General features: G+C 71.0%; 19 protein-coding genes and 1 tRNA gene. 10 read left to right on the top strand and 10 right to left on the bottom strand.

Annotated elements, in window-relative coordinates; translation table 11 throughout:
- Positions 1-134 precede the first annotated feature (134 nt).
- The 5 genes from BA175_RS20620 to BA175_RS31875 all read left to right on the top strand — a co-directional run bounded on the left by BA175_RS20620 (position 135) and on the right by BA175_RS31875 (position 7,098).
- Complete coding sequence (locus BA175_RS20620) at positions 135-1,133, top strand: carbohydrate ABC transporter permease (protein WP_069172904.1); 999 nt, start codon at positions 135-137, stop codon at positions 1,131-1,133.
- A gap of 15 nt (positions 1,134-1,148) precedes the next feature.
- Positions 1,149-2,075, top strand: a complete 927-nt coding sequence (locus tag BA175_RS20615; RefSeq protein ID WP_069172903.1) for a carbohydrate ABC transporter permease — start codon at positions 1,149-1,151, stop codon at positions 2,073-2,075.
- A 144-nt stretch (positions 2,076-2,219) separates the two neighbouring features.
- Positions 2,220-3,680: a GH1 family beta-glucosidase gene (locus tag BA175_RS20610; RefSeq protein ID WP_069172902.1), complete on the top strand. Its 1,461-nt coding sequence runs from the start codon at positions 2,220-2,222 to the stop codon at positions 3,678-3,680.
- 319 nt (positions 3,681-3,999) lie between these two features.
- Positions 4,000-5,046, top strand: a complete 1,047-nt coding sequence (locus BA175_RS20605) for a LacI family DNA-binding transcriptional regulator (protein WP_069172901.1) — start codon at positions 4,000-4,002, stop codon at positions 5,044-5,046.
- Positions 5,047-5,223: 177 nt separating this feature from the next.
- A complete protein-coding gene (locus BA175_RS31875; protein ID WP_254667938.1) occupies positions 5,224-7,098 on the top strand; it encodes a TerD family protein in 1,875 nt (624 codons plus the stop codon).
- Between the two features lie 529 nt (positions 7,099-7,627).
- Here the strand turns inward: BA175_RS31875 and BA175_RS20595 are convergent.
- From BA175_RS20595 to BA175_RS20585, 3 genes are all read right to left on the bottom strand, one after another.
- Positions 7,628-7,700: transfer RNA gene (locus tag BA175_RS20595), tRNA-His, on the bottom strand.
- Positions 7,701-7,827: 127 nt separating this feature from the next.
- Positions 7,828-8,433 (bottom strand): oligoribonuclease, encoded by a 606-nt coding sequence (orn, locus tag BA175_RS20590; protein WP_069173142.1) that lies wholly within the window; start codon positions 8,431-8,433, stop codon positions 7,828-7,830.
- Between the two features lie 10 nt (positions 8,434-8,443).
- Positions 8,444-9,676 carry a helix-turn-helix domain-containing protein gene (locus tag BA175_RS20585; RefSeq protein ID WP_069172900.1) on the bottom strand — a complete coding sequence of 411 codons (1,233 nt, stop codon included), beginning with the start codon at positions 9,674-9,676 and terminating at the stop codon, positions 8,444-8,446.
- Positions 9,677-10,500: 824 nt separating this feature from the next.
- Between BA175_RS20585 and BA175_RS20580 the strand changes: the two genes are divergently transcribed.
- Entirely contained in the window at positions 10,501-11,022 is a 522-nt protein-coding gene (locus BA175_RS20580) for a universal stress protein (RefSeq protein WP_069172899.1), read from the top strand.
- 200 nt (positions 11,023-11,222) lie between these two features.
- On the opposite strand, the gene glmS is transcribed toward BA175_RS20580, so the two are convergent.
- The 7 genes from glmS to BA175_RS20545 form a co-directional block, all read right to left on the bottom strand.
- Positions 11,223-13,052 (bottom strand): glutamine--fructose-6-phosphate transaminase (isomerizing), encoded by a 1,830-nt coding sequence (gene glmS, locus BA175_RS20575; RefSeq protein ID WP_069172898.1) that lies wholly within the window; start codon positions 13,050-13,052, stop codon positions 11,223-11,225.
- A gap of 100 nt (positions 13,053-13,152) precedes the next feature.
- Positions 13,153-13,428 carry a hypothetical protein gene (locus tag BA175_RS20570; protein ID WP_069172897.1) on the bottom strand — a complete coding sequence of 92 codons (276 nt, stop codon included), beginning with the start codon at positions 13,426-13,428 and terminating at the stop codon, positions 13,153-13,155.
- A gap of 745 nt (positions 13,429-14,173) precedes the next feature.
- Positions 14,174-15,202 (bottom strand): ABC transporter substrate-binding protein, encoded by a 1,029-nt coding sequence (locus BA175_RS20565; RefSeq protein ID WP_069172896.1) that lies wholly within the window; start codon positions 15,200-15,202, stop codon positions 14,174-14,176.
- A 145-nt stretch (positions 15,203-15,347) separates the two neighbouring features.
- Entirely contained in the window at positions 15,348-16,514 is a 1,167-nt protein-coding gene (locus BA175_RS20560) for an acyl-CoA dehydrogenase family protein (protein WP_069172895.1), read from the bottom strand.
- Positions 16,515-16,522: 8 nt separating this feature from the next.
- Positions 16,523-17,452, bottom strand: coding sequence for a hydroxymethylglutaryl-CoA lyase (locus tag BA175_RS20555; protein ID WP_069172894.1), 930 nt, complete (start codon positions 17,450-17,452; stop codon positions 16,523-16,525).
- Between the two features lie 17 nt (positions 17,453-17,469).
- Positions 17,470-19,518 (bottom strand): ATP-binding protein, encoded by a 2,049-nt coding sequence (locus BA175_RS20550; protein ID WP_069172893.1) that lies wholly within the window; start codon positions 19,516-19,518, stop codon positions 17,470-17,472.
- Positions 19,519-19,531: 13 nt separating this feature from the next.
- Positions 19,532-21,148, bottom strand: coding sequence for a carboxyl transferase domain-containing protein (locus BA175_RS20545; RefSeq protein ID WP_069172892.1), 1,617 nt, complete (start codon positions 21,146-21,148; stop codon positions 19,532-19,534).
- A 130-nt stretch (positions 21,149-21,278) separates the two neighbouring features.
- Here BA175_RS20545 and BA175_RS20540 point away from each other — a divergent pair, with 130 nt between their 5' ends.
- From BA175_RS20540 to BA175_RS20525, 4 genes are all read left to right on the top strand, one after another.
- On the top strand, positions 21,279-21,917 hold the full coding sequence (locus tag BA175_RS20540) for an SACE_7040 family transcriptional regulator (RefSeq protein WP_069172891.1): 639 nt from the start codon (positions 21,279-21,281) through the stop codon (positions 21,915-21,917).
- Between the two features lie 552 nt (positions 21,918-22,469).
- A complete protein-coding gene (locus tag BA175_RS20535; RefSeq protein ID WP_107407600.1) occupies positions 22,470-23,315 on the top strand; it encodes an MIP/aquaporin family protein in 846 nt (281 codons plus the stop codon).
- A 167-nt stretch (positions 23,316-23,482) separates the two neighbouring features.
- Positions 23,483-25,006: a glycerol kinase GlpK gene (gene glpK, locus BA175_RS20530; protein WP_069172889.1), complete on the top strand. Its 1,524-nt coding sequence runs from the start codon at positions 23,483-23,485 to the stop codon at positions 25,004-25,006.
- 121 nt (positions 25,007-25,127) lie between these two features.
- On the top strand, positions 25,128-25,925 hold the full coding sequence (locus BA175_RS20525; protein ID WP_069172888.1) for a phosphatase: 798 nt from the start codon (positions 25,128-25,130) through the stop codon (positions 25,923-25,925).
- Positions 25,926-25,972 lie beyond the last annotated feature (47 nt).

The raw sequence follows: 25,972 nt of genomic DNA, 5'->3' as shown, positions 1-25,972 counted from the left end.
GGTGTCCCGGCCGCCCGCACCGGTGCCGGTTCCCGTACCGGCCCCGTGCACGGCTTCCGACACCCCGCCGGACCTGACCAGAGGTCCGGCCTGCCCCTGCGGTGTCGGCACACCCCAGGGAAGGACTCCCACCTGTGGCAACCACGACCCCCACCAGGGGCGCACACGGCTCCCGGCCCAGCCGCCGCGCCCCGAAGCCCATGACCCCCGCCCGCCAGGCATGGCGCAGCCGGCTGTGGCGCTTCGACGACAAGGCGTCGCCGTACGCCTACATCGCCCCGTTCTTCCTCGTCTTCGGCGCCTTCGGGCTCTACCCGCTGATCTACACCGGATGGATCGCCCTGCACCGGGTGGAGATGACCGGTCTCGACCAGATGGAATGGGTCGGCTGGGCGAACTTCAGCACGATCCTCCAGGACTCCGAGTTCTGGACCGCGGTCACCAACACCTTCGTCATCGGCGTCATCTCGACCGTCCCGCAGCTGATGATGGCCCTGGGCCTCGCCCACCTGCTCAACTACAAGCTGCGTGCCAGCACCTTCTGGCGCACCGTCATCCTCACCCCGTACGCCACCTCGGTGGCCTCGGCGGCCCTCGTCTTCGCCCTGGTGTTCCGCGCGGACGGAGGACTGCTGAACTGGGTGCTCAGCTTCTTCGGCGCCGGTGAGACGAACTGGGTCAACGGTCACTGGACGTCCAACATCGCCATCGCCGTCATCGTCATCTGGCGCTGGACGGGCTACAACACGCTGATCTACCTGGCCGCGATGCAGGCGGTCCCTTCGGACCTGTACGAGGCCGCCTCGATCGACGGGGCCTCCCGCTGGCAGCAGTTCCGCAACGTGACGATTCCCGCTCTGCGGCCGACGATCCTCTTCACGATCGTCATCTCGACCATCGGCTCCATGCAGCTGTTCGGTGAGCCCCTCCTGCTGGAGGGCGGCGTCAACGGAGCGCAGGGCGGTACCGAGCACCAGTACGAAACGCTCAGTATCTACCTCTACAACTACGGCTGGAACCTCGGGCACCTCGGTCCGGCCGCCGCAGTCGCCTGGGCCATGCTCGTCCTGCTGCTGCTCATTGCCGCGATCAACTGGCTCATCGGGCGCTACGCGCGCAAGACCGCGGCCTGACGGGGAGCGATAACCATGACCACCACCAGCACCGTCACCACCCCGGACCGCCGCGGCGTCTCCAAGACCGTGGTCCGCCCCGGCGAACCGCCGCGCCGCGCCCGCTTCAGGCCCGGCGCCGGCCGGCAACACCACGCGGGACCCTTCGCCTACGTCGCCCTGGCGGTCGTCGGCCTCGGTTCGCTGTTCCCGCTGTACTGGACGCTCGTCACCGCCTCCCGCACCCAGGACGAGGTACTGGACACGCCGCCCCCGCTCCTCCCGGGCGGCAAGCTGTTCGACAACCTCGAAGCGGCCTGGGAACAGGCCCACCTCGGGACGGCCATCCTCAACACGTTCATCGTGTCCTGCTGCATCACCGCGGCGACCCTGTTCTTCTGCACCCTGGCCGGGTACGCCTTCGCCAAGATGCGCTTCAAGGGCCGCGGAGTACTGATGACCATGGTCATCGCCACGCTGACCATCCCCCCGCAGCTGAGCGTCGTCCCGCTGTTCATGATGATGTCCGACATCGGCTGGGGCGGTCAGCTGGAGTCGGTGATCTTCCCGACCCTGGTGAGCGCCTTCGGCGTGTTCTTCATGCGTCAGTACCTGCTGGAGGCCCTGCCCTACGAGCTCATCGAGGCGGGCAGGATGGACGGGGCGAACAACCTCCGGATCGTCCGGAGCATCGTGCTCCCCGTGGCCCGCCCGGCCATGATGGTGCTCGGCATGCTCACGTTCGTCCAGACCTGGAACGACTTCTTCTGGCCCTACCTCGCACTCAACCAGGAGAACCCCACCCTGCAGGTCGCCCTCGGCCAGCTCAGTGCCTCCTACGTCCCCGACCAGAGCATCATCATGGCCGGCGCGCTGATCAGCACCGTGCCCCTGCTCGTCGTCTTCGTGATCTTCGGCAAGCAGATCGTCGGCGGGATCATGGCCGGCGCCGTCAAGGGCTGATCTCCTCGCCCGCCGTGCCGTCCCGCTCGGGTCGGCGCCCCGGTGGGCCCGTACCGCCTGTACCCGACCCCAGGCCGTACGGGCCCCGGGGCCCGTACCTCCCCTCCCCGTCCTTGTCCCTCCACCTCATGGGAGCGCTCCCGCATGACTGCCGTACGACCCGACACCACTCCCCAGCAGGCGCCCGAGGCGCGGTTCCCCACAGGCTTCCTCTGGGGCGCGGCCACCGCTTCCTACCAGGTCGAGGGCGCCGCCGCCGAGGACGGCCGCACGCCGTCCATCTGGGACACCTTCAGCCGCACCCCGGGCAAGGTCCGCAACGGCGACACCGGTGACATCGCCGCCGACCACTACCACCGCTACCGCGACGACGTCGCCATGATGAAGCAGCTCGGGCTCAAGGCCTACCGCTTCTCCGTCTCCTGGTCCCGGGTCCAGCCCACCGGCCGCGGCCCGGCGGTCGAGCGCGGCCTGGACTTCTACCGCAAGCTCGTCGACGAACTGCTCGACGCCGGCATCATGCCCGTCGCCACCCTCTACCACTGGGACCTCCCCCAGGAGCTCGAGGACGCGGGCGGCTGGCCCGAGCGGGCGACCGCCGAGCGCTTCGCCGACTACGCGGCGATCGTCTCCGGTGCCCTCGGTGACCGCGTCGGCATGTGGACCACCCTCAACGAGCCCTGGTGCTCGGCCTACCTCGGTTACGGATCCGGTGTGCACGCCCCCGGCCGCACCGAGCCCGCAGCCTCCCTGCAGGCGGCCCATCACCTCAACCTCGCCCATGGCCGGGCGATCGAGGTTCTGCGCGCCCAACTCCCCGCTGCCGCGCAGACCTCGGTCACCCTCAACCTCCACCAGGTCCGCCCGCTGACCGGCAGCGAGGCCGACGCGGACGCCGCCCGCCGGATCGACGCCGTCGGCAACCGCGTCTTCACCGGCCCGATGCTGCGCGGCGAGTACCCCGAGGACCTGATCGCGGACACCTCCCACCTGGTGGACTGGTCCAAGCTGGTCCGGGACGGCGACCTCGCCTCCATCTCCCGGCCGATCGACACCCTCGGCGTCAACTACTACACGCCGACGCTGGTCTCCACGCCCGAGGGTGGGGCCGGAGACACGCGCAACGACGGTCACGGCAACAGCGACCACTCGCCGTGGCCCGGTTCCGAGCACGTCGCCTTCCACCTCGCCGAGGGGAAGGAGCGCACCGCGATGAACTGGTCGATCGACCCGAACGGGCTCTACAACCTGCTCATGGACGTCACCCGTGACCACCCGGGCCTGCCCCTCATGGTCACCGAGAACGGCGCGGCCTTCGACGACTACGTCTCGCCCGAGGGCAAGGTCGAGGACCCCGAGCGCATCGCGTACCTGCACGGGCACCTCGACGCCGTCCAGCGGGCGATCGCCGACGGTGCGGACGTGCGTGGGTACTTCCTGTGGTCGCTGATGGACAACTTCGAGTGGGCGTACGGCTACTCGAAGCGCTTCGGCGCGGTGTACGTCGACTACGCCTCCCAGCGCCGCATCCCCAAGGCGAGCGCCCACTGGTACTCCGACGTGATCCGCCGCCACGCCCTCCCCGGGGCCGGCGGCACGGTCTGACACGACGACGAAGGCGGGACCCGTCCGGGGGGCGGGTCCCGCCTTCGCGTGCCCGCCTTCGCGTGCCCGCCTTCGCGTGCCCGCCTTCGCGTGCCCGCCTTCGCGTGCCCGCCTTCGCGTGCCCGCCCCGCCTCTTTCCCTCCCGTCTCCTTCCTTCCCGCCTTACCTGCTGGTTACAAGGACCCCGTAGGCTTGGGAGCGCTCCCAAGAGGTGGGCGCCCCGCAGGGACCGCAGGTCCGTGCGAGTGCCGGGGAACAGGCAGCGGGACTTGGATTGGCTACCCCGCTGTGAGAAATTGACCGCGAACGGGAGGCAGCCATGGCGGCAGCGCGAGTACGGAGTGGTGGGCGTCCCACGCTCGAAGAGGTAGCGGCACGGGCCGGAGTGGGGCGGGGCACCGCCTCGCGCGTCATCAACGGCTCGCCCCGGGTCAGCGCGCAGACCAGGGAGGCCGTCGAGGCCGCCGTCGCCGAGCTGGGTTACGTGCCCAACCGGGCGGCCCGCGCGCTCGCCGGAAACCGGACGGATGCCATCGCCCTCGTCGTCCCCGAGTCCGAGACCCGGTTCTTCGCCGAGCCGTACTTCTCCGACATCGTCCGGGGAGTCGGAGCGGCCCTCGCCGACACCGAGATGCAGCTTCTGCTGACCCTCGCGGGCAACGACCGCGAGCGCCGCCGGCTGGCCCAGTACCTGACCGCCCACCGGGTCGACGGTGTGCTGCTGGTCTCCGTCCACGCGGACGACCCCCTGCCGGACCTGCTGGAGCAGCTCGGCATGCCCTCCGTGATCAGCGGCCGCAGGCACGCGGCGGAGATGCTGCCCTCCGTCGACTCCGACAACTTCGAGGGCGCCCGCGCGGCGGTCGACCACCTGATATCACGGGGCCGCCGCTGCATCGCCACGATCACCGGGCGCCTCGACGTGTACGGCGCCCAGCGCCGCCTGGACGGCTACCGCAAGGCCGTTGCCGCGGCCGGACTCGACCCCGACGAACGGCTGATCGCCCCTGCGGACTTCAGCGAGGAGGGCGGCGCCCGCGCCATGCGCGAGCTGCTGGCCCGCCGCCCCGACGTGGACGCCGTCTTCGCCGCCTCCGACGTGATGGCCGCCGGTGCCCGCCAGGTCCTGCGCGAGTCCGGCCGCCGCATCCCGGACGACGTGTCCCTGGTCGGCTTCGACGACTCGGCGGTGGCCCGCCACATGGACCCGCCGCTGACGAGCGTCCGTCAGCCGATCGAGGAGATGGGCCGCACGATGACCCGCGTCCTGCTCCAGGAGATCGCGCACCGCTCGTCGGGCGAGAGCCCCCAGGACCGCCCGAGGATCGTGCTGCCCACGGAACTGGTGGTGCGGGAGTCCTCCTGAGCCGGGCGGCCGCGCCGGACCACCTCCCCGGGCAGCGCGGTTTCACAACTTCTCCACAGGGGGAGCTCCCGCCCGCTAAGGTTCCCCGAGTACGGCGAACGTGTGACGCACCACACAACGTCACGCATCGTCCTGCCGCGCGTGCGCTCCGGTCCGGCAGTGGTTCTGGGGGACCGCATGCAGAAGATGGTCAAGGGTGCCAATGTCGGGCTGGCCGCGCTGAGCGAGGACATCGGCTCGGTGACGGTGAGCCTCGGATGGAGCAGCGCGACCGGTGGGGGAGACGTCCGCGTCGCCGTACTCCTGATCGACGGCGAGGGTAGGGTCCGCAGCGACAGTGACTTCTGTCATGACGGCAACCGGGTCGCGGGCAACGGCAGTGTGCACCTGCTCGGGAAGACTCCGACGGCCGGCGGCAACGAGGACCGGATCAGCTTCGCTCTGGACGCCGTACCGACGGACGTCGAGCAGATCGTCGTGGCGGCGAGCCGTCACGACGGGTCCCGGTTCGGGGGTCTCGACGACCTCCGCCTGACGCTCGCCGACCGTTCCGGTGAGGGTCTGGTCCACTTCCCCGTCGAGGATGCCGACGCCGTGAGCGCCGTCATCTTCGGCGCGCTCTACCGGCGCGATGGCGAGTGGAAGTTCCGGGCCGTGGGTCAGGGATACGAGTCCGGACTGGTGGGGCTGACCACGGACTTCGGTGTCGGCACCACCGGCGACGGGGACGTGGGGGAAGCGGCCCGGAGCCTGGACGCGGACGCCGTGGCCGACCCCGGCCCGGAGGAGTCGCCCCCGGCGGCGACGGTTCCTCCACCCCGGGCACCGTCGCCCGCGGCCCCGGCCCCGGTGAGCGACGGGGAGGCGGCGAGCGAGGAGAACCCTGCGGAGCGGCCTGACTCCGCGCAGAACGACCTGGGAGGACCCCCACCACCCGGAGCTCCGGTGGACGCTGTCGATGCCGGAGGCGACGACGCTGCCGACCGGGAGGCTGTCGAGCGGGAGCGAGCCGAGCTACGGGAATTCATCAAGGGGCTGAGCGCGGACGACATCAAGTCGGGTGGCTGGTTCACCGAACTAGCCGCTCAGGCCCTGAGTTCGTACACCGACCGGGTCGACTGGCAGTATTTCCAGGAGCGGTACGAGGGCGTACCCGCGGACGCCGTCGTCGATCAGCGGATCAAGATGGCGGCTCGGTACGCCGCGCTCGAAGGTGGGCTTTCCGCCGGCGCATACTCGGCGGCCGTCGCCGCCACCCTCGGGAGCCTCGGTGGCGCCTCGGCGGCGACCGTACCGGCCGCTGTCGCGACCATGATGGTCGACGTCGCGTTCATCACCCGTCTCCAGCTGCGCCTGGCCTACGACGTAGCAGTCCTCTACCGGGTCCCGCTCGACCTGTCCGACGCCGATGACCTGTGGAAGCTCATTCGCGTGGCCTTCACGATCAAGAGTGGGGAAATGGTCCGGGAAGGCGTGGTCAAGGTGGTGCCGGCCCTCATGCGGCCGGTTGTCAAGCGCTTCTACTCCCGAGGGGTACTGGCCGCCGCGAAGGGGCTACCGGTCGTGGGGAAGTACCTCCTGCAGCGCAACGTCATCAAGATAGGTATCCCCGTGGTCGGCGTTCCCCTCGCGGTGGTGCTGAACCGCTATACGACGTTGCTTGCGGGGCGGCACGCGCAAGCCGTCTTCCGGAACGAGGCGCGGGTGATCGAAGTCGCCGAAGGGCTGAGCAGGCGGAGCCGGCACCCGCAGTCGATGCTGTGGGTCGCGTGGCTTGTCGTCAGGGCGGACGGGAAGATCACGGACGACGAAGCACTGTTGATGCGACACCTGGTGAGGGCGGTCCGGGATCGGCATCAGGTGGTCGACGAACAGCTTGCTCACCTCGTCGACATCGATTCGGACGAGGTGTGGCGACGGCTGGACGCCGAGCCGGGAGATCTGAGCGACATCCTCGACGTGGCCGACCGGGTGGCCACCGTGGACGGCCCGCTCAGTGCGCCGGAGGCAGCCGTCATCTCCGAGATCCGCGAGCGCTGCCGCCGAGCCTGACGCCGTCGTCCGCCACCTCCCGCACGCGCCCCGCCCGTCCGGGAGACCTCAGGACAGCCCTCCGACTCAGCCCTCGTCGGCCCGGTCGGCAGCTCGTCGACCGGTGCCTGACGGGGGCACCTGGGTCTCCGGCTCGATGATCATGTGCGGGGCGCGCCGCCGGACCCGCTGACCCCGGTCCGTCACCGTCCGCCCGGACCGGTCGGGGCCGGGGCGTCCGAGCGCGGCGCGCTCCTGCCGTATCTGCTCTCTCTCCTCCCACCGGGGACCAGGCCCGTACCGCCACACCTCCCCGCCGCTCACCGACGTAGCGGCGGCCCCTTCCGCGCGGCTCGCCCCCCTGTGCGCCGTGCGGAGCGTCGGCGCCGGTCGACGCCCGTCTGCGGTGCCCGGCGTGCGGGACGCATCGAGGCGTGGGGACGTTCACCGGGGCCGGCCCCGCGCCCCTGTTTCTTCCCGCCGTGTTCCCCACGTTTCGAGAACGACGAAGGCCCGACCTGTCTTCACAGGTCGGGCCTTGATCATCAAGGGTGAGTAACGGGACTTGAACCCGCGACATCCTGGACCACAACCAGGTGCTCTACCATCTGAGCTATACCCACCATGTTGCCCGGTCCTTTTCCGACCGGCCGAGAAAAAGTGTACAGGGTCCGAGGGGGTGCTCGCGCCCTCGTTTCCCGAAGCCCGGAGCACGGGCCCCGAAGGGCCCGTGACCTGCGACGTCGTCGGCTACGGCGCGGGAGGCGGCGTGTGGCGGGCCGCGATCTCCTTGGCCCGTGCCGAGTCCGGGCCGGGCGGCGGCACGAACACCGCCTCGCGGTAGTAACGCAGCTCCGTGATGGAGTCGCGGATGTCCGCCAGCGCCCGGTGGTTGCCGTTCTTCTCCGGACTGTTGAAGTACGCCCTCGGGTACCAGCGCCGGGCCAGTTCCTTCACCGAGGACACATCGACGATCCGGTAGTGGAGGTAACTCTCCAGCGACGGCATGTCCCGCAGCAGGAAGCCGCGGTCGGTGCCGACCGTGTTTCCGCACAGCGGGGCCTTGCCCGGCTCCTTCACATGCTCGCGCACGTACGCCAGGACACGCTCCTCGGCGTCGGCCAGGGTCGTGCCCCCCGCCAGTTCGTCGAGGAGACCCGAGGCGGTGTGCATCTGCCGCACCACCTCGGGCATCGTCTCCAGCGCCGCGTCCGGCGGGCGGATAACGATGTCCACCCCTTCGCCGAGCACGTTCAGTTCCGAGTCGGTGACCAGCGCGGCCACCTCGATGAGTGCGTCGTCCGTCAACGAGAGCCCGGTCATCTCGCAGTCGATCCACACCATACGGTCGTTCATGCACCCCACCCTACGGGGCGCTCCGCTGCCCGGGCAGGGCCGGGCGACCGGGAACGTACGCATCCGAAACCCCGGCGAAGTGCTCCAGCGGACCGCCGGAGCCCGCCGCCGCGGTGACGGGTGCGGGGCCGGTCGAGGCCGCCCCTGCCGCCCGTCGGGTCGACGCCGTGCCCTGGGCGGGCACGGTGGTCTCCATCACCGAATTGACGCTCTCCATCGCCCCGCCCTGCGGACGGCGGGCCCGGTAGGCGGCCCGGTACGCGGCGGGGGAGGACCCCAGTTGCCGGCGGAAGTGCCCGCGCAGTGCGACCGGCGAGCGGAAACCGCAGCGTCCCGCGACCTCGTCGACCGAGTAGTCGGAGGTCTCCAGCAACCGCTGCGCCTGCAGCACGCGCTGGGTGATCAGCCACTGGAGCGGTGCGCTGCCCGTGAGTGAACGGAACCTGCGGTCGAAGGTCCGCCTGCTCATGTAGGCGCGCGCGGCCAGCGTCTCCACGTCGAACTGCTCGTGGAGGTGCTCCAGTGCCCAGGCCACGACCTCGGCGAGCGGGTCGGAGCCGATCTCCTCCGGTAAAGACCTGTCCAGATAGCGCTCCTGACCGCCACTGCGCCGCGGAGGTACGACGAGCCGGCGCGCCAGCGCCCCCGCCGCCTCGGTGCCGTGGTCGGTACGGACTATGTGGAGGCACAGATCGATTCCGGCCGCGGTACCGGCGGAGGTGAGTACGTCACCGTCGTCGACGAACAGCTCCCGCGGATCGACGTGCACCGACGGATAGCGCTTGGCGAGCGTCGGGGCGTACATCCAGTGCGTGGTGGCCGGGCGGCCGTCCAGCAGGCCGGCCGCGGCGAGCACGAAGGCGCCCGTGCACAGACCGACGATGCGGGCCCCCTCCTCGTGGGCGCGGCGCAGCGCGTCCAGTGCCTCGGCCGGCGGCGGCGAGGTGATGGAGCGCCAGGCGGGCACCACGACGGTGCCGGCCCTGCTGATCGCCTCCAGGCCGTAGGGCGTGCTGAGTTCGAGCCCGCCGGTCGTGCGCAGCGGTCCTTCCTCACCCCCGCACACCAGCAGGCGGTAGCGCGGAACGCCCGCGTCCTGGCGGTCGATTCCGAAAACGGAGAGCGGGATGGAGCTCTCGAAGATAGGGCCCCCACTGAACAGCAGTACGGCTACGACTTCCCGGCGTCGCCGCCCGGTCAGTTTCCGTGCGGCCTCCGTTGCGGTGGCGGAGTCCTGGCTCATGACGCTAAGCCCCCCTCGGTGTTCGCGTCTCCCTGGTCCCTACGGGCCTGTCGCTCCTGCACGTTTCCCCTCGGTCTCGCACGCGTCCCCAGTCTTCGATACTCATGATCGAATCTACTGCGTTCCGTGGTGCCGACGTGACACGTTCCCCCGCCGGCACTATGTCGACAAGGCCACTTGGCGCGAAGCATTCGATCACGAAGCGTTTCACCCGCGAGCGTCGCAGGGAAGGGCGCCCGGTGATCATGGCCCGTCTGTGTGGGTTCAAAGCGTACCGCGCGGTCTATTCCTGCCTGCTGGCACGTGGCTTGGTCGGCCATGACGGCGAGAAAGTGGGGTCGATGTGAAGTTGGCTGAAAACAAGCGGTTGTGTGTACTCGTTCCAGTCGTGTGACCGGCGTGCGACCCTGAGGGCCGAGAGCTCCCGCGCGCCCCTGAGGGCCCCGAAAGGCTCCCGGGCGCCCGGATGTACACCACTCGGAGCCGCCCGGTGGCAGCGAGTGACGGCGGGCCGGAGGGGCGGATGAGCCACAGCCGGACGCCGCTCCCGGATTCGTCACAGCGGGGCGGCGAGAACCGGAAGGGAAGCCGACCGCTCGTCCCGAGCTGGATGTACGACACAACCGGCATTGCCATACGGGGCGGTGTCGGGCATGCTCCCCCCATTACCGCATGCGCCGTACGAGGACTGGGCGGTGAAGGAGTGGCGCCGTACCCTTGGGGGTAAGGGGTTGGGAAGATGATTCCCGGACACAGCTTCGCCGCTCGCAGTCACACCTCCCCACCGCTCCCTCCTCACGAGGATTCTCTTCGCCGAGACACCGATGGCCGGTCACGAAATCCCTGAACCCGCAGACCGCAAGCAGGTAGCCGACCCCCGGTCGGAGCCGCGGACGGTCGAAGAGTCGCGCCCCTCGTGCGATCCAGCCTTCCGGCATGGGGTCGTGGTCGGTTTCGACGGCTCGATGTCCAGCGAACGAGCCCTCGCCTACGCCATCGGCATGGCGGGGAGGCTCAGTTCCGGGCTGATCATCGTTCATGTGGCCAACCGGCTGCCGACCACGGTCTGGGCCGGCTGCGAGCCGCCGGTCTTCGTCGATGTGCCCGACCACCGGACCGAGGTCCTGGGGTTGGAGCTTGCCTGCGCGGACTACCTCTCCGACGTGCCGTGGGTGCTCGTCGAGCGCGGCGGTGACATCTGCCACGAGCTGGAGGAGGTCGGCCGCGAGTACGCGGCGGACGCCATCGTGGTGGGATCCACGCACGGCCTCGTGGGCCGGATCTTCGGGTCCGTGGCGGGCCGTCTCGCGCGCCGGGCCCAGCGCCCCGTCATCGTCATCCCCTGAGCTGCCGTAAGGCCGTCTGACGGCCCGTCAACCGCTGCGCGGCCCCCCGGACGGTCACCTGCTCGCGGACAGGGAGCGGCCCCGCACACGCCACGGCGTGTGCGGGGCCGCTCCCTGTCGCGGTCGGCCGCTCCGGGTGTGCGCCGTGGCCCGGCCGCGCCCCGCGCCGGACCACCGGTGGCACTCCCGGCCTCTGCGTCCTACTCGACGGTGACCGACTTCGCCAGGTTGCGCGGCTTGTCGATGTCCCTGCCCATGGCCAGCGCCGTGTGGTACGCCAGCAGCTGGAGCGGGATCCCCATCAGGATCGGGTCCAGCTCGTTCTCGTTCTTGGGCACGACGAAGGTGTGGTCGGCCTTCTCCTGCTCGCGGTGGGCCACGGCGAGGATGCGGCCGCTGCGGGCCTTGATCTCCTCCAGCGCGGCACGGTTCTTCTCCAGCAGGTCGTCGTCCGGGACGATTGCGACCGTGGGCAGCGCGGGCTCGATGAGGGCGAGCGGGCCGTGCTTCAGCTCGGAGGCGGGATAGGCCTCCGCGTGGATGTAGGAGATCTCCTTGAGCTTCAGGGATGCCTCCAGCGCGACGGGATAGCCCCGCACACGGCCGATGAACATCATCGACTGGGCGCCCGCGTACTCCTCGGCCAGCTTCTTGATCTCGTCCTCGGCCTCGAGGATCTCCCCGATCTGCGCGGGCAGCTTCCGCAGGCCTTCGATGATCCGCTTGCCGTCGGAGACGGACAGGTCGCGGATGCGGCCCAGGTGCAGTGCGAGCAGCGCGAAGGCGACGACGGTGTTGGTGAAGCACTTGGTGGAGACGACGCAGACCTCGGGGCCCGCGTGGACGTACATCCCGCCGTCGGCCTCCCGGGCGATCGCCGAGCCGACGACGTTCACGACACCCAGGACGCGCGCGCCCTTGCGCTTGAGCTCCTGGACGGCGGCCAGCACGTCGTACGTCTCGCCGGACTGGGACACGGCGACGTACAGCGTGTCGGGGTCCACGACCGGGTTGCGGTAGCGGAACTCGGAGGCGGGCTCGGCGTCCGCGGGGATGCGCGCCAGCTCCTCGATGAGGCCGGCGCCGATCAGCCCCGCGTGGTACGAGGTGCCGCAGCCGAGGATCTTGATGCGACGGACCCCGCGGGCCTCGCGGGCGTCGAGGTTGAGGCCGCCGAGGTGCACGGTGGAGAAGCGGTCGTCGATGCGGCCGCGCAGCACGCGGTCCACGGCGTCGGCCTGCTCGGAGATCTCCTTGTGCATGTACGTGTCGTGGCCGCCCATGTCGTACGACTCGGCCTCCCACTCCACCGTGGTGGGCGTGGCCGTCGTGGTCGAGCCCTCGGTGGTGTACGTACGGAAGTCGTCGGCCTTCAGGGTGGCCATCTCGCCGTCGTCGAGCGTGACGATCTGGCGGGTGTGGGCGACGAGGGCGGCCACGTCGGAGGCGACGAACATCTCCTTCTCGCCGATGCCCAGGACGACGGGGGAGCCGTTGCGGGCGACGACGATGCGGTCGTTGAACTCGGCGTGCAGGACGGCGATGCCGTACGTGCCCTCGACGCACTTCAGCGCCTCGCGGACCTTTTCCTCCAGCGTGGCGGCCTGCGCCCGGGAGATCAGGTGGACCAGCACCTCGGTGTCGGTCTCGGAGAGGAAGGTGACACCGTCCGCGACGAGCTTGGCGCGCAGCTCGGAGGCGTTGTCGATGATGCCGTTGTGGACGACGGCGACCTTGTTCTCCGCGTCCAGGTGCGGGTGCGCGTTCTCGTCGCTCGGGGCGCCGTGCGTGGCCCAGCGGGTGTGGGCGATACCGGTGGTGCCGGCGAACCGCTTGGGCACCCGGGCCTCCAGCTCGCGGACCCGGCCCTTGGCCTTGACCGTCTTCAGGACGCCCGGCTTCCCCGCCGCGGCCTTGCCCGTGATGACGATGCCCGCGGAGTCGTAACCCCGGTACTCCAGCCGCTGCAGGCCTTCCAGCAGCAGCGGAGCCACGTCACGCTTCCCGATGTAACCGACGATCCCGCACATAGAGTCCTGCCCTCCATCGACGTACAGAGTGGGTGCCCGGCCGCCCGGCCGTTCTGATCGACTGGAAAGTCCGGAACGTCCGGTCTTGCCGTCCGGCCGTTCAGCCGTAGACGATGCGGCGCAGCTGCCGGAGCGAGAGCTCCTGCGGTGCCACCGCCCGGTGTGGCAGTTCGGCCGCGATCCGCTCGAAGATCTCCGTGTTCACCAGGCCGCCGGACTGCAGTTCACGGTGGCGCCGGCGGACGAAGTCCTCGACCGTCTCGTCGAAGTACGCCAGCACGTCGAGGATCACCCGGGCCGCTTCCCCGCGCTGGAGCGGGGTGGAGCGTACGAGGTGGTCGACGAGGTCGTCATGCGACGGGCGGTGTTCGAGCATCCGTTGATATTGCTCGGAATGAGCGGCATACGCAAGAAATCTGCCCGATATCGGGCAGGGTGGCGTGCGGACGTGTCGCCCGGTGGGCTTCCGGGCGATGTGGAAGCGCTCCTCCTGCGGCGCTGAACGCGGCGCCGCGCCCGGTGAGGGTCGCCTCGTGCGGCTCGCCCGAGGCTGTCCCGCGATCCCCGGGGGGTCGGCGCACCGTGGCGGATACGGGTGGGCCGCGAGGGTGAGGGGCGTCCGTGCGTCGGAGGTGCGGGGATGTTCCGGCGGCGCCGTCGAGGGCCGTAGGGGGTGCCGTGGCCGTGGGGTGCCGTATACGTCGTCGCGCCCCGCCGGGACGCGCGGGGCGGCCGTGTCGTCGGTCCCGGCCATGCCCTCCAACACCCGCCCGCCAGGGAAGCGCCGGACGGCCCTGTCGTGCACGCGGCCGGTGCGGCAGGGTGGGTCGTGGCCGTCCCGAGCCGGCGCCGCACTCCCGGCCACATCGGTCCCGGACGCGGCCCCGGACGGTCATGGGGGCGGAAGGGGCCCCCGGCCTGGGCGCCGGGTGTCCGCAGGAGAACGGCGGCGGCCGCCGGGGCGGCGTGTACCCACGCTCCGGGGCCCCCGGGGCCGGCGTCCGTACCGACTGAACGGTACGGACAGGCTCGGACCCCCACGGATCGGCCATCCCGGCGGCTTCCCTCCGCCCCGGACCGAACGGTGGCCGGACCGGGGCGCAGCCCATCGGACCGGTGGGTCAGCTGACCTTCTTCGCCTTCTCGACCGCCTCGGCGAGGTCCTCGAGGATCGGCGCGCACTTGGCGTACGAGTAGATGGGCTCCGTCGTACGCGGGACGACCTGGCCGGCCTTGACGGCGGGCAGCTGGGACCAGGTCGGCTTGGAGGTCAGTGCGCCGGGCTGCAGGGCGGAGGAGCGGTTGTCCATCATGATGATGTCGGCGCCGTACTTGTCGACGTTCTCCCAGCTCAACTCCTCGAAGAAGCCGGCCGCGTTGACCTTCGGCTCGACGAACCGCACGCCGAGCTCCTGGAAGTACCGGGTGTCCGCGGACATCGTGGCGAGCGAGACGTAGAAGAGGTCCTGGCTGGCGGAGCCGACCATGACCTTGATCTCCGGCCGGGACTTCGCGGCGGCGCGCAGCCGGGCGGCGGCCTTCTCGAAGCGGGCCTTCGCGTCGGTCACCGCCGCGGCCTTCACATCGGCGCCGAGGGAGGCGGCGAGGTCCTCGTGACGCTGGATCGCCTTGGGGACCGTGGTCTGCGCGGCCCACAGGGCCACGCTCGGCGCCAGCTTCAGGATCTTGTCCTTGGACTGGTCCGGTACGTACCAGAGGGCGTCCTTCTCCCACATCGCGGTGACGAGCAGCTCCGGTGCGAGAGAGGTGTACTTCTCGACGTTGAACTCGCCCCAGACGTTGCCGAGCACGGCGACCTTGCTGATGTCGAGGTCCCCGGCCTGCACGTCGGGCTTGCCGTCGGCGGTCTTCGTCGGGCCGAAGACCCCCTTTACCTCGATGCCGTAGTCATGGAGCGCCGCGGCGACACCGATGAAGGCGACGATGTTCTTCGGTACGGAACCGGCCTTCGCCGTCTGCCCGCGGTCGTCCTCGAAGCTCCAGGGGCCGGACTTCGCGGCCCCGCCCTCCGGGCCGGGGTCCTGCGTGTCGCCGTCCCCGCATGCGGCGAGTACGGCACCGAGGCCGACGGCTCCACCGGCGGCCAGCAGGCCGCGGCGGGAGAGGGAGGGTATCCGGGCGTGGGGCATGTTGGCTCTGCTTTCATGCGGGTCACGGCTGGCCGCCGACGGGTCGAAGCGTAGGTTAGCCTAACCTTACGATTTGGCCCAGGTGGCCGGAAAGGGCCGCCCTTTCGTCATCGAAGGAGCGGCCCCCGCATAGCCCGGCAGTCCGTCAGGCGCCCATCCCCAGCTCCCGGGCGATCAGTATCCGCTGCACCTCGCTCGTGCCCTCCCCGATCTCCAGGATCTTGGAGTCGCGCCACATCCGGGCCACCGGATACTCGTTCATGAAGCCGTAGCCGCCGTGGATCTGCGTCGCCTCGCGGGCGTTGTCCACCGCGACCGTGGACGAGTACAGCTTGGCGATCGCCGCCTCCTTCTTGAACGGCTCGCCCGCCAGCAGCCGCGAGGCCGCGTCCCGCCAGCCGATCCGGGCCATGTGCGCCCGCATCTCCATGTCGGCGATCTTGAACTGGATGGCCTGGTTGTCACCGATCGGCTTGCCGAACGCGTGCCGCTCCCGCGCGTACTTCACCGACTCGTCCACGCACCCCTGCGCCAGGCCCGTCGACAGTGCCGAGATGGCGATCCTGCCCTCGTCCAGGATGCGCAGGAACTGTGCGTACCCGCGGCCCTCCTCGCCCAGCAGGTTGGCCGCCGGCACGCGCACATCGGAGAACGACAGCTCCCGGGTGTCCGAGGCGTTCCACCCGACCTTCGAGTACGGGGCGGCGACCGTGAAGCCCGGGGTGCCGGACGGGACGATGATCGAGGAGATGCGCGGGGCGCCGTTCTCCTTGCGGCCGGTCACCGCGGTCACCGTCACCAGGTCCGTGATGTCCGTGCCCGAGTTGGTGATGAAGCACTTGGAACCGTTGATGACCCACTCGTCCGTGGCCTCGTCCAGCACGGCCGTCGTCCGCGTGCCGCCCGCGTCCGACCCGCCGTCCGGCTCCGTCAGCCCGAAAGCGCCCAGCGCCTCGCCCGAGCAGAGCCTCGGCAGCCACCGGCGCTTCTGCTCCTCGGTGCCGAAGCGGTAGACGGGCATGGCACCCAGCGAGACCCCGGCCTCCAGGGTGATCGCCACGGACGAGTCGACCCGGGCCAGCTCCTCCAGGGCGATCCCGAGGGCGAGGTAGTCACCGCCCATGCCGCCGTACTCCTCCGGGAAGGGCAGGCCGAAGAGGCCCATCCGCCCCATCTCCCGCACGATCTCGTACGGGAACTCGTGGCGCTCGTAGAAGTCGCCGATCTTCGGGGCGATCACGTCGTGGGCGAACTCCTCGACGGTACGGCGCAGTTCCTCGTGCTCGGCGGTCAGCCGGTGGTCCAGGGACATGGGGCGGGTCACTCCTTGTGAGAGAGGGCACGGACGGTGCGGGACGGGCTGGGCCGGCCCAGTTGTTCGGCCATCCACACGCTCGTGGCGGTGAGTGCGCCGAGATCGACACCCGTTTCGACACCGAGGCCGTCGAGCATCCACACGAGGTCCTCGGTGGCGAGGTTGCCCGTCGCGCTCCTGGCGTACGGGCAGCCCCCGAGGCCGCCCGCCGAGGCGTCCACCGTCGTCACCCCCTGCTGGAGCGCGGCCAGGGTGTTGGAGAGCGCCTGACCATAGGTGTCGTGGAAGTGCACGCCGATCGCGCCGGTGGGGATCCCCGAGTCGTTCAGCGCGGTCAGCAGGGCCACCACATGGCCCGGCGTGGCGACGCCGATGGTGTCGCCGAGGGAGAGTTCGTCGCAGCCGAGGTCCATCAGCGCCCTCGCGACCCTGACGACCTGGGCGACCGGCACCGCCCCCTCCCACGGGTCGCCGAAGCACATGGACAGATAGCCGCGCACATGCACCGCCTCCGCCTTGGCACGGGCCACGACCGGCTCGAACATGGCGAGCGACTCGTCCACCGTGCGGTTGAGGTTGCGGGCGGCGAACGTCTCGGTCGCCGAACCGAACACGGCGATCCGCCGGGCACCCAGGGCGAGCGCCCGGTCCATCCCGCGCTCGTTCGGTACGAGGACCGGCAGGGCCACGTCCCCGACGTCCGCGATGTCTCCGAGCAGCGGGAAGAGCTGTTCGGCGTCGGCGAGCTGCGGCACCCACTTCGGGTGGACGAAGCTGGTCGCCTCGATCGTGGAGAGCCCGGCCACGGCGAGCCGGCGCACGAACTCCGCCTTCACCTCCGTGGGCACGACGGACTTCTCGTTCTGCAGGCCGTCGCGGGCGCCGACCTCATGGATGCGGATCCGGGCCGGCAGACCCGGCGCGGGCACCGTCATGGGCAGTCCTGTCCCGGTCACGATTCCTCCTTCGGGGCCACCACGGCCAGGATCTGGTCCATGGCGACCGGGGTGCCCGCGGTGACGTCCAGTTCGGTGACCGTGCCGGCGTGCGGAGCGGAGATGACGTGCTCCATCTTCATCGCCTCGACGACCAGCAGACTCTGCCCGGCCGCGACCTCGTCCCCGACGGCCACCTTCACCACCGTGACCGTGCCGGGCATGGGCGCGGCAAGTGTGTCCGCGCCGGAGCCGGCGGCGCCGCTTAGTGACGCCGCCACCGGGTCGTGGTCCTGGACGTGCCAGGTGTCCCCGTCCCGGCCGAGCCAGACCCCCTCCGGGGAGGTGGCCCGGCTGAACGTACAGGTGAGTCCGTCGACCTCGACGGTGACGTGCAGCGGGTCCACGGAGACCAGCCGGGACGCCTCCGCGCCGGGCAGCGAGGGCACCGGGCCGCACGCGTCGGCCGGCTCCTCCCGGTCCCCGGCGTGCCCGAACGTCAGCCGGGCCGTGCCCCCCGGCTCCGCACGCACCCCCACGCGCACCGGGTCGTGACCCGGGACCCGGAAGTGGTGGAAGGTCTCGGCCGGCGTCCCGCCCAGCCGCCAGCCGTTGGGTACCGAGAACGGGTCGACCCAGCCCGCGGAGGACGGCGGCGAGGGCGTACGCAGCAGCGCCGCCGCCGCGTACACCTCCTCCGGTACGCCCTCGGGCACCAGGCCGTCGGCCTCGCGCTCGACGAGACCGGTGTCCAGGTCGCCCGCGACGACCGCCGGATGGGCCAGCAGCCGCCGCAGGAACCCGGCGTTCGTCGGCACACCCAGCACCACGGTGTCCGCGAGCGCCGCCCGCAGCCGGCGCAGAGCCGTCGCCCGGTCGGGTCCGTACGCGATGACCTTCGACAGCATCGGGTCGTACGTGCTGCCGACCGGGACGCCCTCGCCGAGACCCGAGTCCGTCCGCACCCCACCGCCCTGCGGCTCGTGCAGGGCGAGCACCGTGCCGCCGGAGGGCAGGAAGCCGCGCGCCGGGTCCTCCGCGCAGACCCGTGCCTCGACGGCGTGCCCGGTGAGGGTGATGTCTTCCTGGGCGTACGGGAGCCGCTCCCCGGAGGCGACCCGGAGCTGCCACTCGACCAGGTCGAGACCGGTGATCAGCTCGGTGACGGGGTGCTCGACCTGGAGACGGGTGTTCATCTCCATGAAGTAGTACGACGAGGGGTCGTTGCCCGGGACGATGAACTCGACCGTGCCCGCGCCCACATACCCGCAGGAACGTGCCGCCTGGACGGCCGCCTCGCCCATCGCCGCCCGGGTGCCCTCGTCGAGCAGGACCGAGGGGGCCTCCTCGATGATCTTCTGGTGGCGTCGCTGGAGGGAGCACTCGCGCTCGCCGAGGTGCACGACACCGCCGTGCCCGTCGGCCAGGACCTGGATCTCGATGTGGCGCGGCCGGTCGATCCACCGCTCCACCAGCAGCGTGTCGTCCCCGAACGAGGCGCGCGCCTCACGCCTCGCCGCCGCGATCTCGTCCGCGAGCAGCGGCTCCTCGCGGACCAGCCGCATGCCCTTGCCGCCACCGCCGGCGGAGGGCTTAAGCAGGACCGGCGTGCCGATCTCTCGTGCAGCGGAGGCCAGTTGCTCATCGGTGAGCCCGCTTCCGGAGGAACCGGGCACCACCGGGACGCCGGCCGCCGCGACCGTCTCCTTGGCGCGGATCTTGTCGCCCATGAGGGAGATCGCCGAGGCGGGCGGGCCGATGAAGACGAGGCCCGCCTCCGCGCACGCCCGGGCGAAGGCGGCGTTCTCCGCGAGGAAGCCGTACCCGGGGTGGACGGCTTCCGCGCCCGTGCGCCGGGCGGCGTCCAGGAGCCGCTCCACGGAGAGATAACTCTCGGCGGCCGGCGCCGGTCCGATCCGGACCGCGGTGTCCGCCTCCCGCACGTGCCGGGCGTCCGCGTCCGCGTCGCTGAAGACGGCGACCGACCGCACACCGAGCTCGCGCAGGGTCCGGATGACCCGGACCGCGATCTCGCCGCGGTTGGCGACCAGAACAGTGCTGAACATGGAAGTCCTCACATCACATCCGGAAGACGCCGAACTGGGGGTCACCCAGAGGGGCGTTGGCACACGCGGTCAGGGCGAGACCCAGCACCTGCCGGGTCTCCATCGGGTCGATCACGCCGTCGTCCCACAGCCGGGCGGTCGCGTAGTAGGCGTTGCCCTGCTGCTCGTACTGCGCGCGGACCGGATCCTTGAAGGCCTCCTCGTCCTCGGCGGGCCACTCCTCGCCGCGTCCCTCGATCTGGTCGCGCTTGACCGTGGCCAGCACGGAGGCGGCCTGCTCGCCGCCCATGACGGAGATCTTGGCGTTGGGCCACATCCAGAGGAAGCGCGGCGAATACGCCCGCCCGCACATGGAGTAGTTGCCCGCCCCGTAGGAACCCCCGACGACCACGGTCAGCTTCGGCACCCGGGTGCACGCCACGGCCGTCACCATCTTGGCGCCGTGCTTGGCGATGCCGCCCGCCTCGTAATCCCGGCCCACCATGAAGCCGGAGATGTTCTGCAGGAAGACCAGCGGGATGGAGCGCTGATCGCACAGCTCGATGAAGTGGGCGCCCTTCTGGGCGGACTCGGAGAACAGGATGCCGTTGTTCGCGACGATGCCGACCGGGTGGCCGTGGATCCGGGCGAAGCCGGTGATCAGCGTCTGGCCGTACTCCGCCTTGAACTCGGCGAAGCGGGAGCCGTCCACCACCCGGGCGATGACCTCCCGCACGTCGTAGGGGGTGCGGGAGTCGACGGGCACCGCGCCGTACAGCCCGGCGGGGTCGACCTTCGGCTCCTCGGCGGGCTCCACCGTCCAGGGGAGCGGCCCCCGGCCCGGGAGGGTCGCCACGATGTTCCGGACGATCCGCAGCGCGTGCGGGTCGTCCTCGGCGAGGTGGTCGGTGACCCCCGACGTACGGGAGTGCACCTCGCCGCCGCCGAGCTCCTCGGCCGTGACGACCTCGCCGGTGGCGGCCTTCACCAGGGGCGGACCCCCCAGGAAGATCGTCCCCTGGTTGCGGACGATGACGGCCTCGTCGCTCATGGCCGGTACGTACGCCCCGCCCGCCGTGCAGGACCCGAGCACCGCGGCGATCTGCGGAATGCCCGCACCCGACATCCGGGCCTGGTTGTAGAAGATCCGGCCGAAGTGCTCCCGGTCGGGGAACACCTCGTCCTGCATCGGGAGGAACGCCCCGCCCGAGTCGACGAGGTAGAGGCAGGGCAGCCGGTTCTCCAGGGCCACCTCCTGGGCGCGCAGGTGCTTCTTCACCGTCATCGGGTAGTAGGTGCCGCCCTTGACGGTCGCGTCATTGGCGACGATCACGCACTCGCGGCCGCTGACCCGCCCGATCCCGGCGATCACCCCGGCCGCCGGCGCGGCGCCCCCGTAGAGCCCCTCGGCCGCCAGCGGCGCCAGCTCCAGGAAGGGCGAACCCGGATCGAGCAGGGCGTCCACACGCTCCCGCGGCAGCAGCTTGCCACGCGCCACATGGCGGGCGCGGGCCTTCTCACCCCCGCCGAGCCGTGCCGTGGCGAGCCGCGTGCGCAGCTCCTCGACGAGCGCGTGATGCGCCGCCTCGTTGGCCTGCCAGGCCTCCGAGGCGGGATCGGCCGCGCTCGTCAGGACCGGTGCCTGCTGCATCTGTCGAGCCCCCTTGCCCGTACCGCAGTGGTCGGCCGCCCGCACCGCGGGGACCGACGAGAGTTAATGAGCGTTAACGCGTTCCGTTCAGGTTAACGAGCGCTAACCCGCCTGTCTAGAATGAATCCTCATGAGCACCCACGCCGCCGACCGCAACGCCGCCCGTGCCGTCACCCGCGTCGCGGCCCCCACCCGCCGCGAGCAGATCCTCCGGGAGGCCGCCCGCCTCTTCGCCGAACGCGGGTTCCACGGGGTGGGCGTCGACGAGATAGGGGCGGCGGTCGGCATCAGCGGTCCCGGCCTCTACCGTCACTTCCCCGGCAAGGACGCGATGCTCGCGGAGCTCCTCGTCGGCATCAGCGAGCGGCTGCTGGAGGGGGGCAGGCTCCGCGTCGCGGAGGACGCCGCGGCCCCGGGCGGCTCTCCGGAGGCGCTCCTGGACGCCCTCATCGAGGGCCACATCGACTTCGCCCTGGACGACCGGCCCCTGATCACCCTCCACGACAGGGAACTGGACCGTCTGCGTGACGCCGACCGCAAGCGGGTGCGCCGGCTCCAGCGGCAGTACGTCGAGGTCTGGGTCGAGGTCGTCCGTGCCCTCTACCCGGCCCTCGCGGAGAACGAGGCGCGCGTCACCGTCCACGCGGTCTTCGGTCTGCTGAACTCCACGCCCCACCTGGCCCGCCCGGAGGCCCTGCCGGGCCGCGCGGCCACCGCCGCCCTGCTGCACCGGCTGGCCCGCGGCGCCTTCGCGGCGGCGGGCGGCTGAGGCCTCCAGGGGGCGCGGGCCGACCGCGCGTGTGCGTGACCCGTTCGGGTGATGAGGTGTGGCGCTCCGGAGGGGCCTGCCCATGCCCGCCCGGGGCTGGTCCCGGCGGGGGGTCGCCGAGGCCCCGGCCGGTCTTCCTCGGGCGGTGTTCCCGGCGGTCGCACGATGCCGCCCGCCGGGTCGGGGTCAGGAAAAGTCGACGGAATGCCATTTCCGTACATAATAGGACTAATCATTCGTGATGACTGACAGTTGTCACATGGCTCCGCACAGTACCGCCGTGTGTCCCGAGCGTCTCTCCTACGCTGCCCGGTGCGCGCGATCGCCAGGGCCGAGTCCGGTCCGCGGCCCCCCAGGTGGTGTCCCGGCCCCAGTGGCGGGGAGACCTCCAGGCCTCCGCGCACATCGGCGGCACGGGTGGGACGCGACGCCGGTGACGTGCACATCGGCGGGCACGGCGGCCACCCGTACCGACCCGACCGAGGAGAGCCGAGAGCTGTGGCTGATCACACGACACGTCGACGGGGTTACCGGGAGGGTCTGGGCGGCGAGATGCTCGCCGAGTTCCTGGGCACCTTCGTCCTCATTCTGCTGGGTATCGGCTCGGTGGCCCTCGCGGTCGCCGGCCTCCCCGGGTCGGGGCGCCAGTCCGTCCCCTTCGGACCCGCCGACTGGCTGATCATCGCCTGGGGCTGGGGCTTCGGAGTGATCTTCGGTGTGTACGTCGCCGGAGGCGTGACCGGCGCACACCTGAATCCGGCCGTCACGCTCGCCTTCGCGGTCCGGCGCTCAGTCGCCTGGCGGAAGGTCCTGCCCTACTGGATCGCCCAGCTGGCAGGGGCCTTCGTGGCCGCCGCGCTCGTGTACGCGTCCTACCGGTGGGCGATCGACTCCTTCAACCAGAAGGCCGGCCTCTCCCGGGAGGAATCGCTCCCCACCTTCTCCATCTTCGCCACCTTCCCGGCCGAGTACTTCGGGAACTCCTGGTGGGGTCCGCTGCTCGACCAGATCATCGGCACAGGCATCCTGCTCCTCCTGATCTGCGCGATCACCGACACCCGGAACATGGCGCCGATGGGCAACCTCGCGCCGTTCGTCATCGGCCTCGTCGTCGTGGCGATCGGCATGACCTTCGGTACGAACGCCGGGTACGCCATCAACCCCGCCCGTGACTTCGGTCCCCGGCTGTTCACCTTCTTCGAGGGCTGGGGCTCCATCGCCCTGCCCGGGCGGTACCAGTGGTTCAGCGGTTACTGGTGGATCCCCATCGTGGGCCCGCTCATCGGCGGCGTCATCGGGGCCGTGGTCTACGACCTGCTGATCAGCCCTCTGGTCAAGGCGCGCCGCGGCCCCGAGCAGGAGGGCCACGTCCCCGACGAACCGACGCGGAAGCGCTGAGACCCACGGCCGGTGCGCCGGCCCGCCCGCACCGGCCCTCCAATGGACGCGCCCTGCGGGCAGGCCGGCCGGCCGGCCCCGATGCTGAGGGCAGACGGTGCCGGCGCCCGCCCGGCGCGGCGCGTTCCAGCGGCGCGCCCTCTGCACAAGGAGAAGGGACGGCAGCGATGCCCGAATTCGTCGGCGCGGTGGACCAGGGGACCACCAGCACGCGCTTCATGATCTTCGACCACGCCGGTAACGAGGTGGCCCGCCACCAGCTGGAGCACAGCCAGATTCTTCCCAGGTCGGGATGGGTCGAACACGACCCCGTGGAGATCTGGGAACGCACGAACACGGTGATGCAGAACGCCGTCCGGGCAGGCGGCCTGCAGGCCTCGGACCTCCGGACCATCGGGATCACCAACCAGCGCGAGACCACGGTGGTCTGGGACCCGCGCAACGGCCGTCCGTACTACAACGCCATCGTCTGGCAGGACACCCGCACGGACAAGATCGCCGCAGCCCTGGAGCGTGAGGGCCACGGGGACGTCATCCGGCACAAGGCGGGCCTGCCGCCCGCCACCTACTTCTCCGCAGGCAAGATCAAGTGGTTGCTGGAGAACGTCGACGGGCTCCGCCAGGCCGCCGAGGCGGGCCACGCGGTCTTCGGCAACACGGACGCGTGGGTGCTGTGGAACCTTACCGGCGGACCGAACGGCGGGATCCACGCCACCGACGTCACCAACGCCAGCCGCACGATGCTGATGAACCTGGAGACGCTGGACTGGGACGACGAACTGCTGGACATCTTCGGGATCCCGCGGTCGATGCTGCCCAGCATCCACCCGTCCTCGGACGCGGAGGCCTACGGAGCCTGCCGCACCTCACGGCCGCTGAACGCCGCCGTCCCGATCACCGGGGTCCTCGGTGACCAGCACGCGGCCACGGTCGGCCAGGTCTGCTTCGCGCCCGGCGAGGCGAAGAACACCTACGGCACCGGCAACTTCCTCGTCCTCAACACCGGCAACGAGCTGGTGCGTTCGCGCAACGGGCTGCTGACCACCGTGGCGTACCAGTTCGCCGGCAGCCCCGCCGTCTACGCGCTGGAAGGCTCCATCGCCGTCACCGGCGCGGCCGTGCAGTGGCTCCGCGACCAGTTGAAGATCATCAGCACCGCCGCCGACAGCGAGCAGCTCGCCCGGTCGGTGGAGGACAACGGCGGGATGTACTTCGTACCCGCCTTCTCCGGCCTGTTCGCGCCCTACTGGCGCTCGGACGCGCGAGGGGCGATGGTCGGCCTGGCCCGTTACAACACCAACGCGCACATCGCACGCGCCACCCTGGAGGCCATCTGCTACCAGAGCCGCGACGTGGTGGACGCGATGGAACAGGACTCCGGAGTGCACCTCGACGTGCTCAGGGTCGACGGCGGCGTGACCGCCAACGACCTGTGCATGCAGATCCAGGCAGACGTGCTGGGCGTACCCGTCAGCCGTCCCGTGGTCGCCGAGACCACGGCGCTCGGCGCGGCGTACGCGGCCGGACTCGCCACCGGTTTCTGGCGCGACACCGACGAACTGCGCACCCACTGGCAGGAGTCCAGGCGCTGGGAGCCGCAGTGGAGCGAGGAGCGGCGCCAGGAGGGGTACGCGGGCTGGAAGCGGGCCGTGGAGCGCACCCTGGACTGGGTACGGACGGAGGCCGGCTGAGGAGCCGCGCCCCGAGGCGCCCGCCCTCGTCCCGCGCCCGCACGGGGTCCACCGCCCCGTGCGGGCGCGTCGCTCGTGCGATACCCGGGCGCACCCACGTACGTGACGGCACAATGGGTGCATGCCGATACCCAGCCGAGCCGCCCTCGTGGAGCACCTCGTCCGTTCCCGTATCGCGGGCGACGTCGCCACTCCCCGCGACAACAACCTCTCCCACTACCGCAAGCTCGCCAACGGGGACCGCCACTACTGGCTGGGACTCGAACTCGGCGACCGGTGGCGGGACGAGCAGGACGTGCTGGCCGTGATGGCCGAGCGGTGCGGTGTCAGCGACGACCCGGAGCACCGGCAGGGACAGGACACCATCGACCCGGAGCTGACCGTCGCCGCCCTGGACCGGATGGCGGCACGGCTGCGCAAGGCGGCGGACGGCGGCCAGCGCGTGCTGTTCGCGACCGGGCACCCGGGCGGGCTGCTGGACGTGCACCGGCAGACGGCGGCGGCGCTGCGAGCCGCCGGATGCGAGATCGTACGGATTCCCGGCGGCCTCATGGCGGACGAGGGCATGGTCTTCCAGTTCGCGGACGTGGCCGTCCTGGAGCGCGGCGCGACCCTGTGGCACACGCACTCCCCGGCCCCGATGGCCGCCGTCCTGGACGGGCTGGAGCGGGAGGGCCGGCCGCAGCCCGACCTGGTCGTGGCGGACCACGGGTGGGCCGGGTGCGCCGGGCAGCGCGGGCTCGACTCCATCGGGTACGCGGACTCCAACGATCCGGCGCTGTTCCTGGGGGAGTCGGAGGGCACCCTCCAGGTCACCGTGCCCCTGGACGACCACGTCACCGACCCGCGCTTCTACGACCCGATGACCGACTACCTGCTGGACGCGGCCGGACTGCTCCCGACCGCGGACCTGGCGTAAGGCGCCGGCCTCCCGCAGGCGGGCGGCTCAGGGACTCCGCCCGCCTG

It is taken from the genome of Streptomyces griseus, assembly GCF_001715295.1.
Classification (GTDB): Bacteria; Actinomycetota; Actinomycetes; order Streptomycetales; family Streptomycetaceae; genus Streptomyces; species Streptomyces griseus_G.
This window is presented reverse-complemented; position numbering and strand designations above follow the sequence as displayed.

What these genes read in the sequence shown, in the direction of transcription:
- BA175_RS20565 (WP_069172896.1), bottom strand. Translation starts at nt 15,202, where the DNA reads ATGCCCCACGCCCGGATACCCTCCCTCTCCCGCCGCGGCCTGCTGGCC.
- BA175_RS20580 (WP_069172899.1), top strand. Translation starts at nt 10,501, where the DNA reads ATGGCCGGTCACGAAATCCCTGAACCCGCAGACCGCAAGCAGGTAGCC.
- orn (WP_069173142.1), bottom strand. Translation starts at nt 8,433, where the DNA reads ATGAACGACCGTATGGTGTGGATCGACTGCGAGATGACCGGGCTCTCG.
- BA175_RS20540 (WP_069172891.1), top strand. Translation starts at nt 21,279, where the DNA reads ATGAGCACCCACGCCGCCGACCGCAACGCCGCCCGTGCCGTCACCCGC.
- BA175_RS20550 (WP_069172893.1), bottom strand. Translation starts at nt 19,518, where the DNA reads ATGTTCAGCACTGTTCTGGTCGCCAACCGCGGCGAGATCGCGGTCCGG.
- BA175_RS20545 (WP_069172892.1), bottom strand. Translation starts at nt 21,148, where the DNA reads ATGCAGCAGGCACCGGTCCTGACGAGCGCGGCCGATCCCGCCTCGGAG.
- BA175_RS31875 (WP_254667938.1), top strand. Translation starts at nt 5,224, where the DNA reads ATGCAGAAGATGGTCAAGGGTGCCAATGTCGGGCTGGCCGCGCTGAGC.
- BA175_RS20555 (WP_069172894.1), bottom strand. Translation starts at nt 17,452, where the DNA reads ATGACGGTGCCCGCGCCGGGTCTGCCGGCCCGGATCCGCATCCATGAG.
- glpK (WP_069172889.1), top strand. Translation starts at nt 23,483, where the DNA reads ATGCCCGAATTCGTCGGCGCGGTGGACCAGGGGACCACCAGCACGCGC.
- BA175_RS20560 (WP_069172895.1), bottom strand. Translation starts at nt 16,514, where the DNA reads ATGTCCCTGGACCACCGGCTGACCGCCGAGCACGAGGAACTGCGCCGT.
- BA175_RS20585 (WP_069172900.1), bottom strand. Translation starts at nt 9,676, where the DNA reads ATGAGCCAGGACTCCGCCACCGCAACGGAGGCCGCACGGAAACTGACC.
- BA175_RS20570 (WP_069172897.1), bottom strand. Translation starts at nt 13,428, where the DNA reads ATGCTCGAACACCGCCCGTCGCATGACGACCTCGTCGACCACCTCGTA.
- BA175_RS20525 (WP_069172888.1), top strand. Translation starts at nt 25,128, where the DNA reads ATGCCGATACCCAGCCGAGCCGCCCTCGTGGAGCACCTCGTCCGTTCC.
- BA175_RS20535 (WP_107407600.1), top strand. Translation starts at nt 22,470, where the DNA reads ATGCTCGCCGAGTTCCTGGGCACCTTCGTCCTCATTCTGCTGGGTATC.
- glmS (WP_069172898.1), bottom strand. Translation starts at nt 13,052, where the DNA reads ATGTGCGGGATCGTCGGTTACATCGGGAAGCGTGACGTGGCTCCGCTG.
- BA175_RS20610 (WP_069172902.1), top strand. Translation starts at nt 2,220, where the DNA reads ATGACTGCCGTACGACCCGACACCACTCCCCAGCAGGCGCCCGAGGCG.
- BA175_RS20615 (WP_069172903.1), top strand. Translation starts at nt 1,149, where the DNA reads ATGACCACCACCAGCACCGTCACCACCCCGGACCGCCGCGGCGTCTCC.
- BA175_RS20605 (WP_069172901.1), top strand. Translation starts at nt 4,000, where the DNA reads ATGGCGGCAGCGCGAGTACGGAGTGGTGGGCGTCCCACGCTCGAAGAG.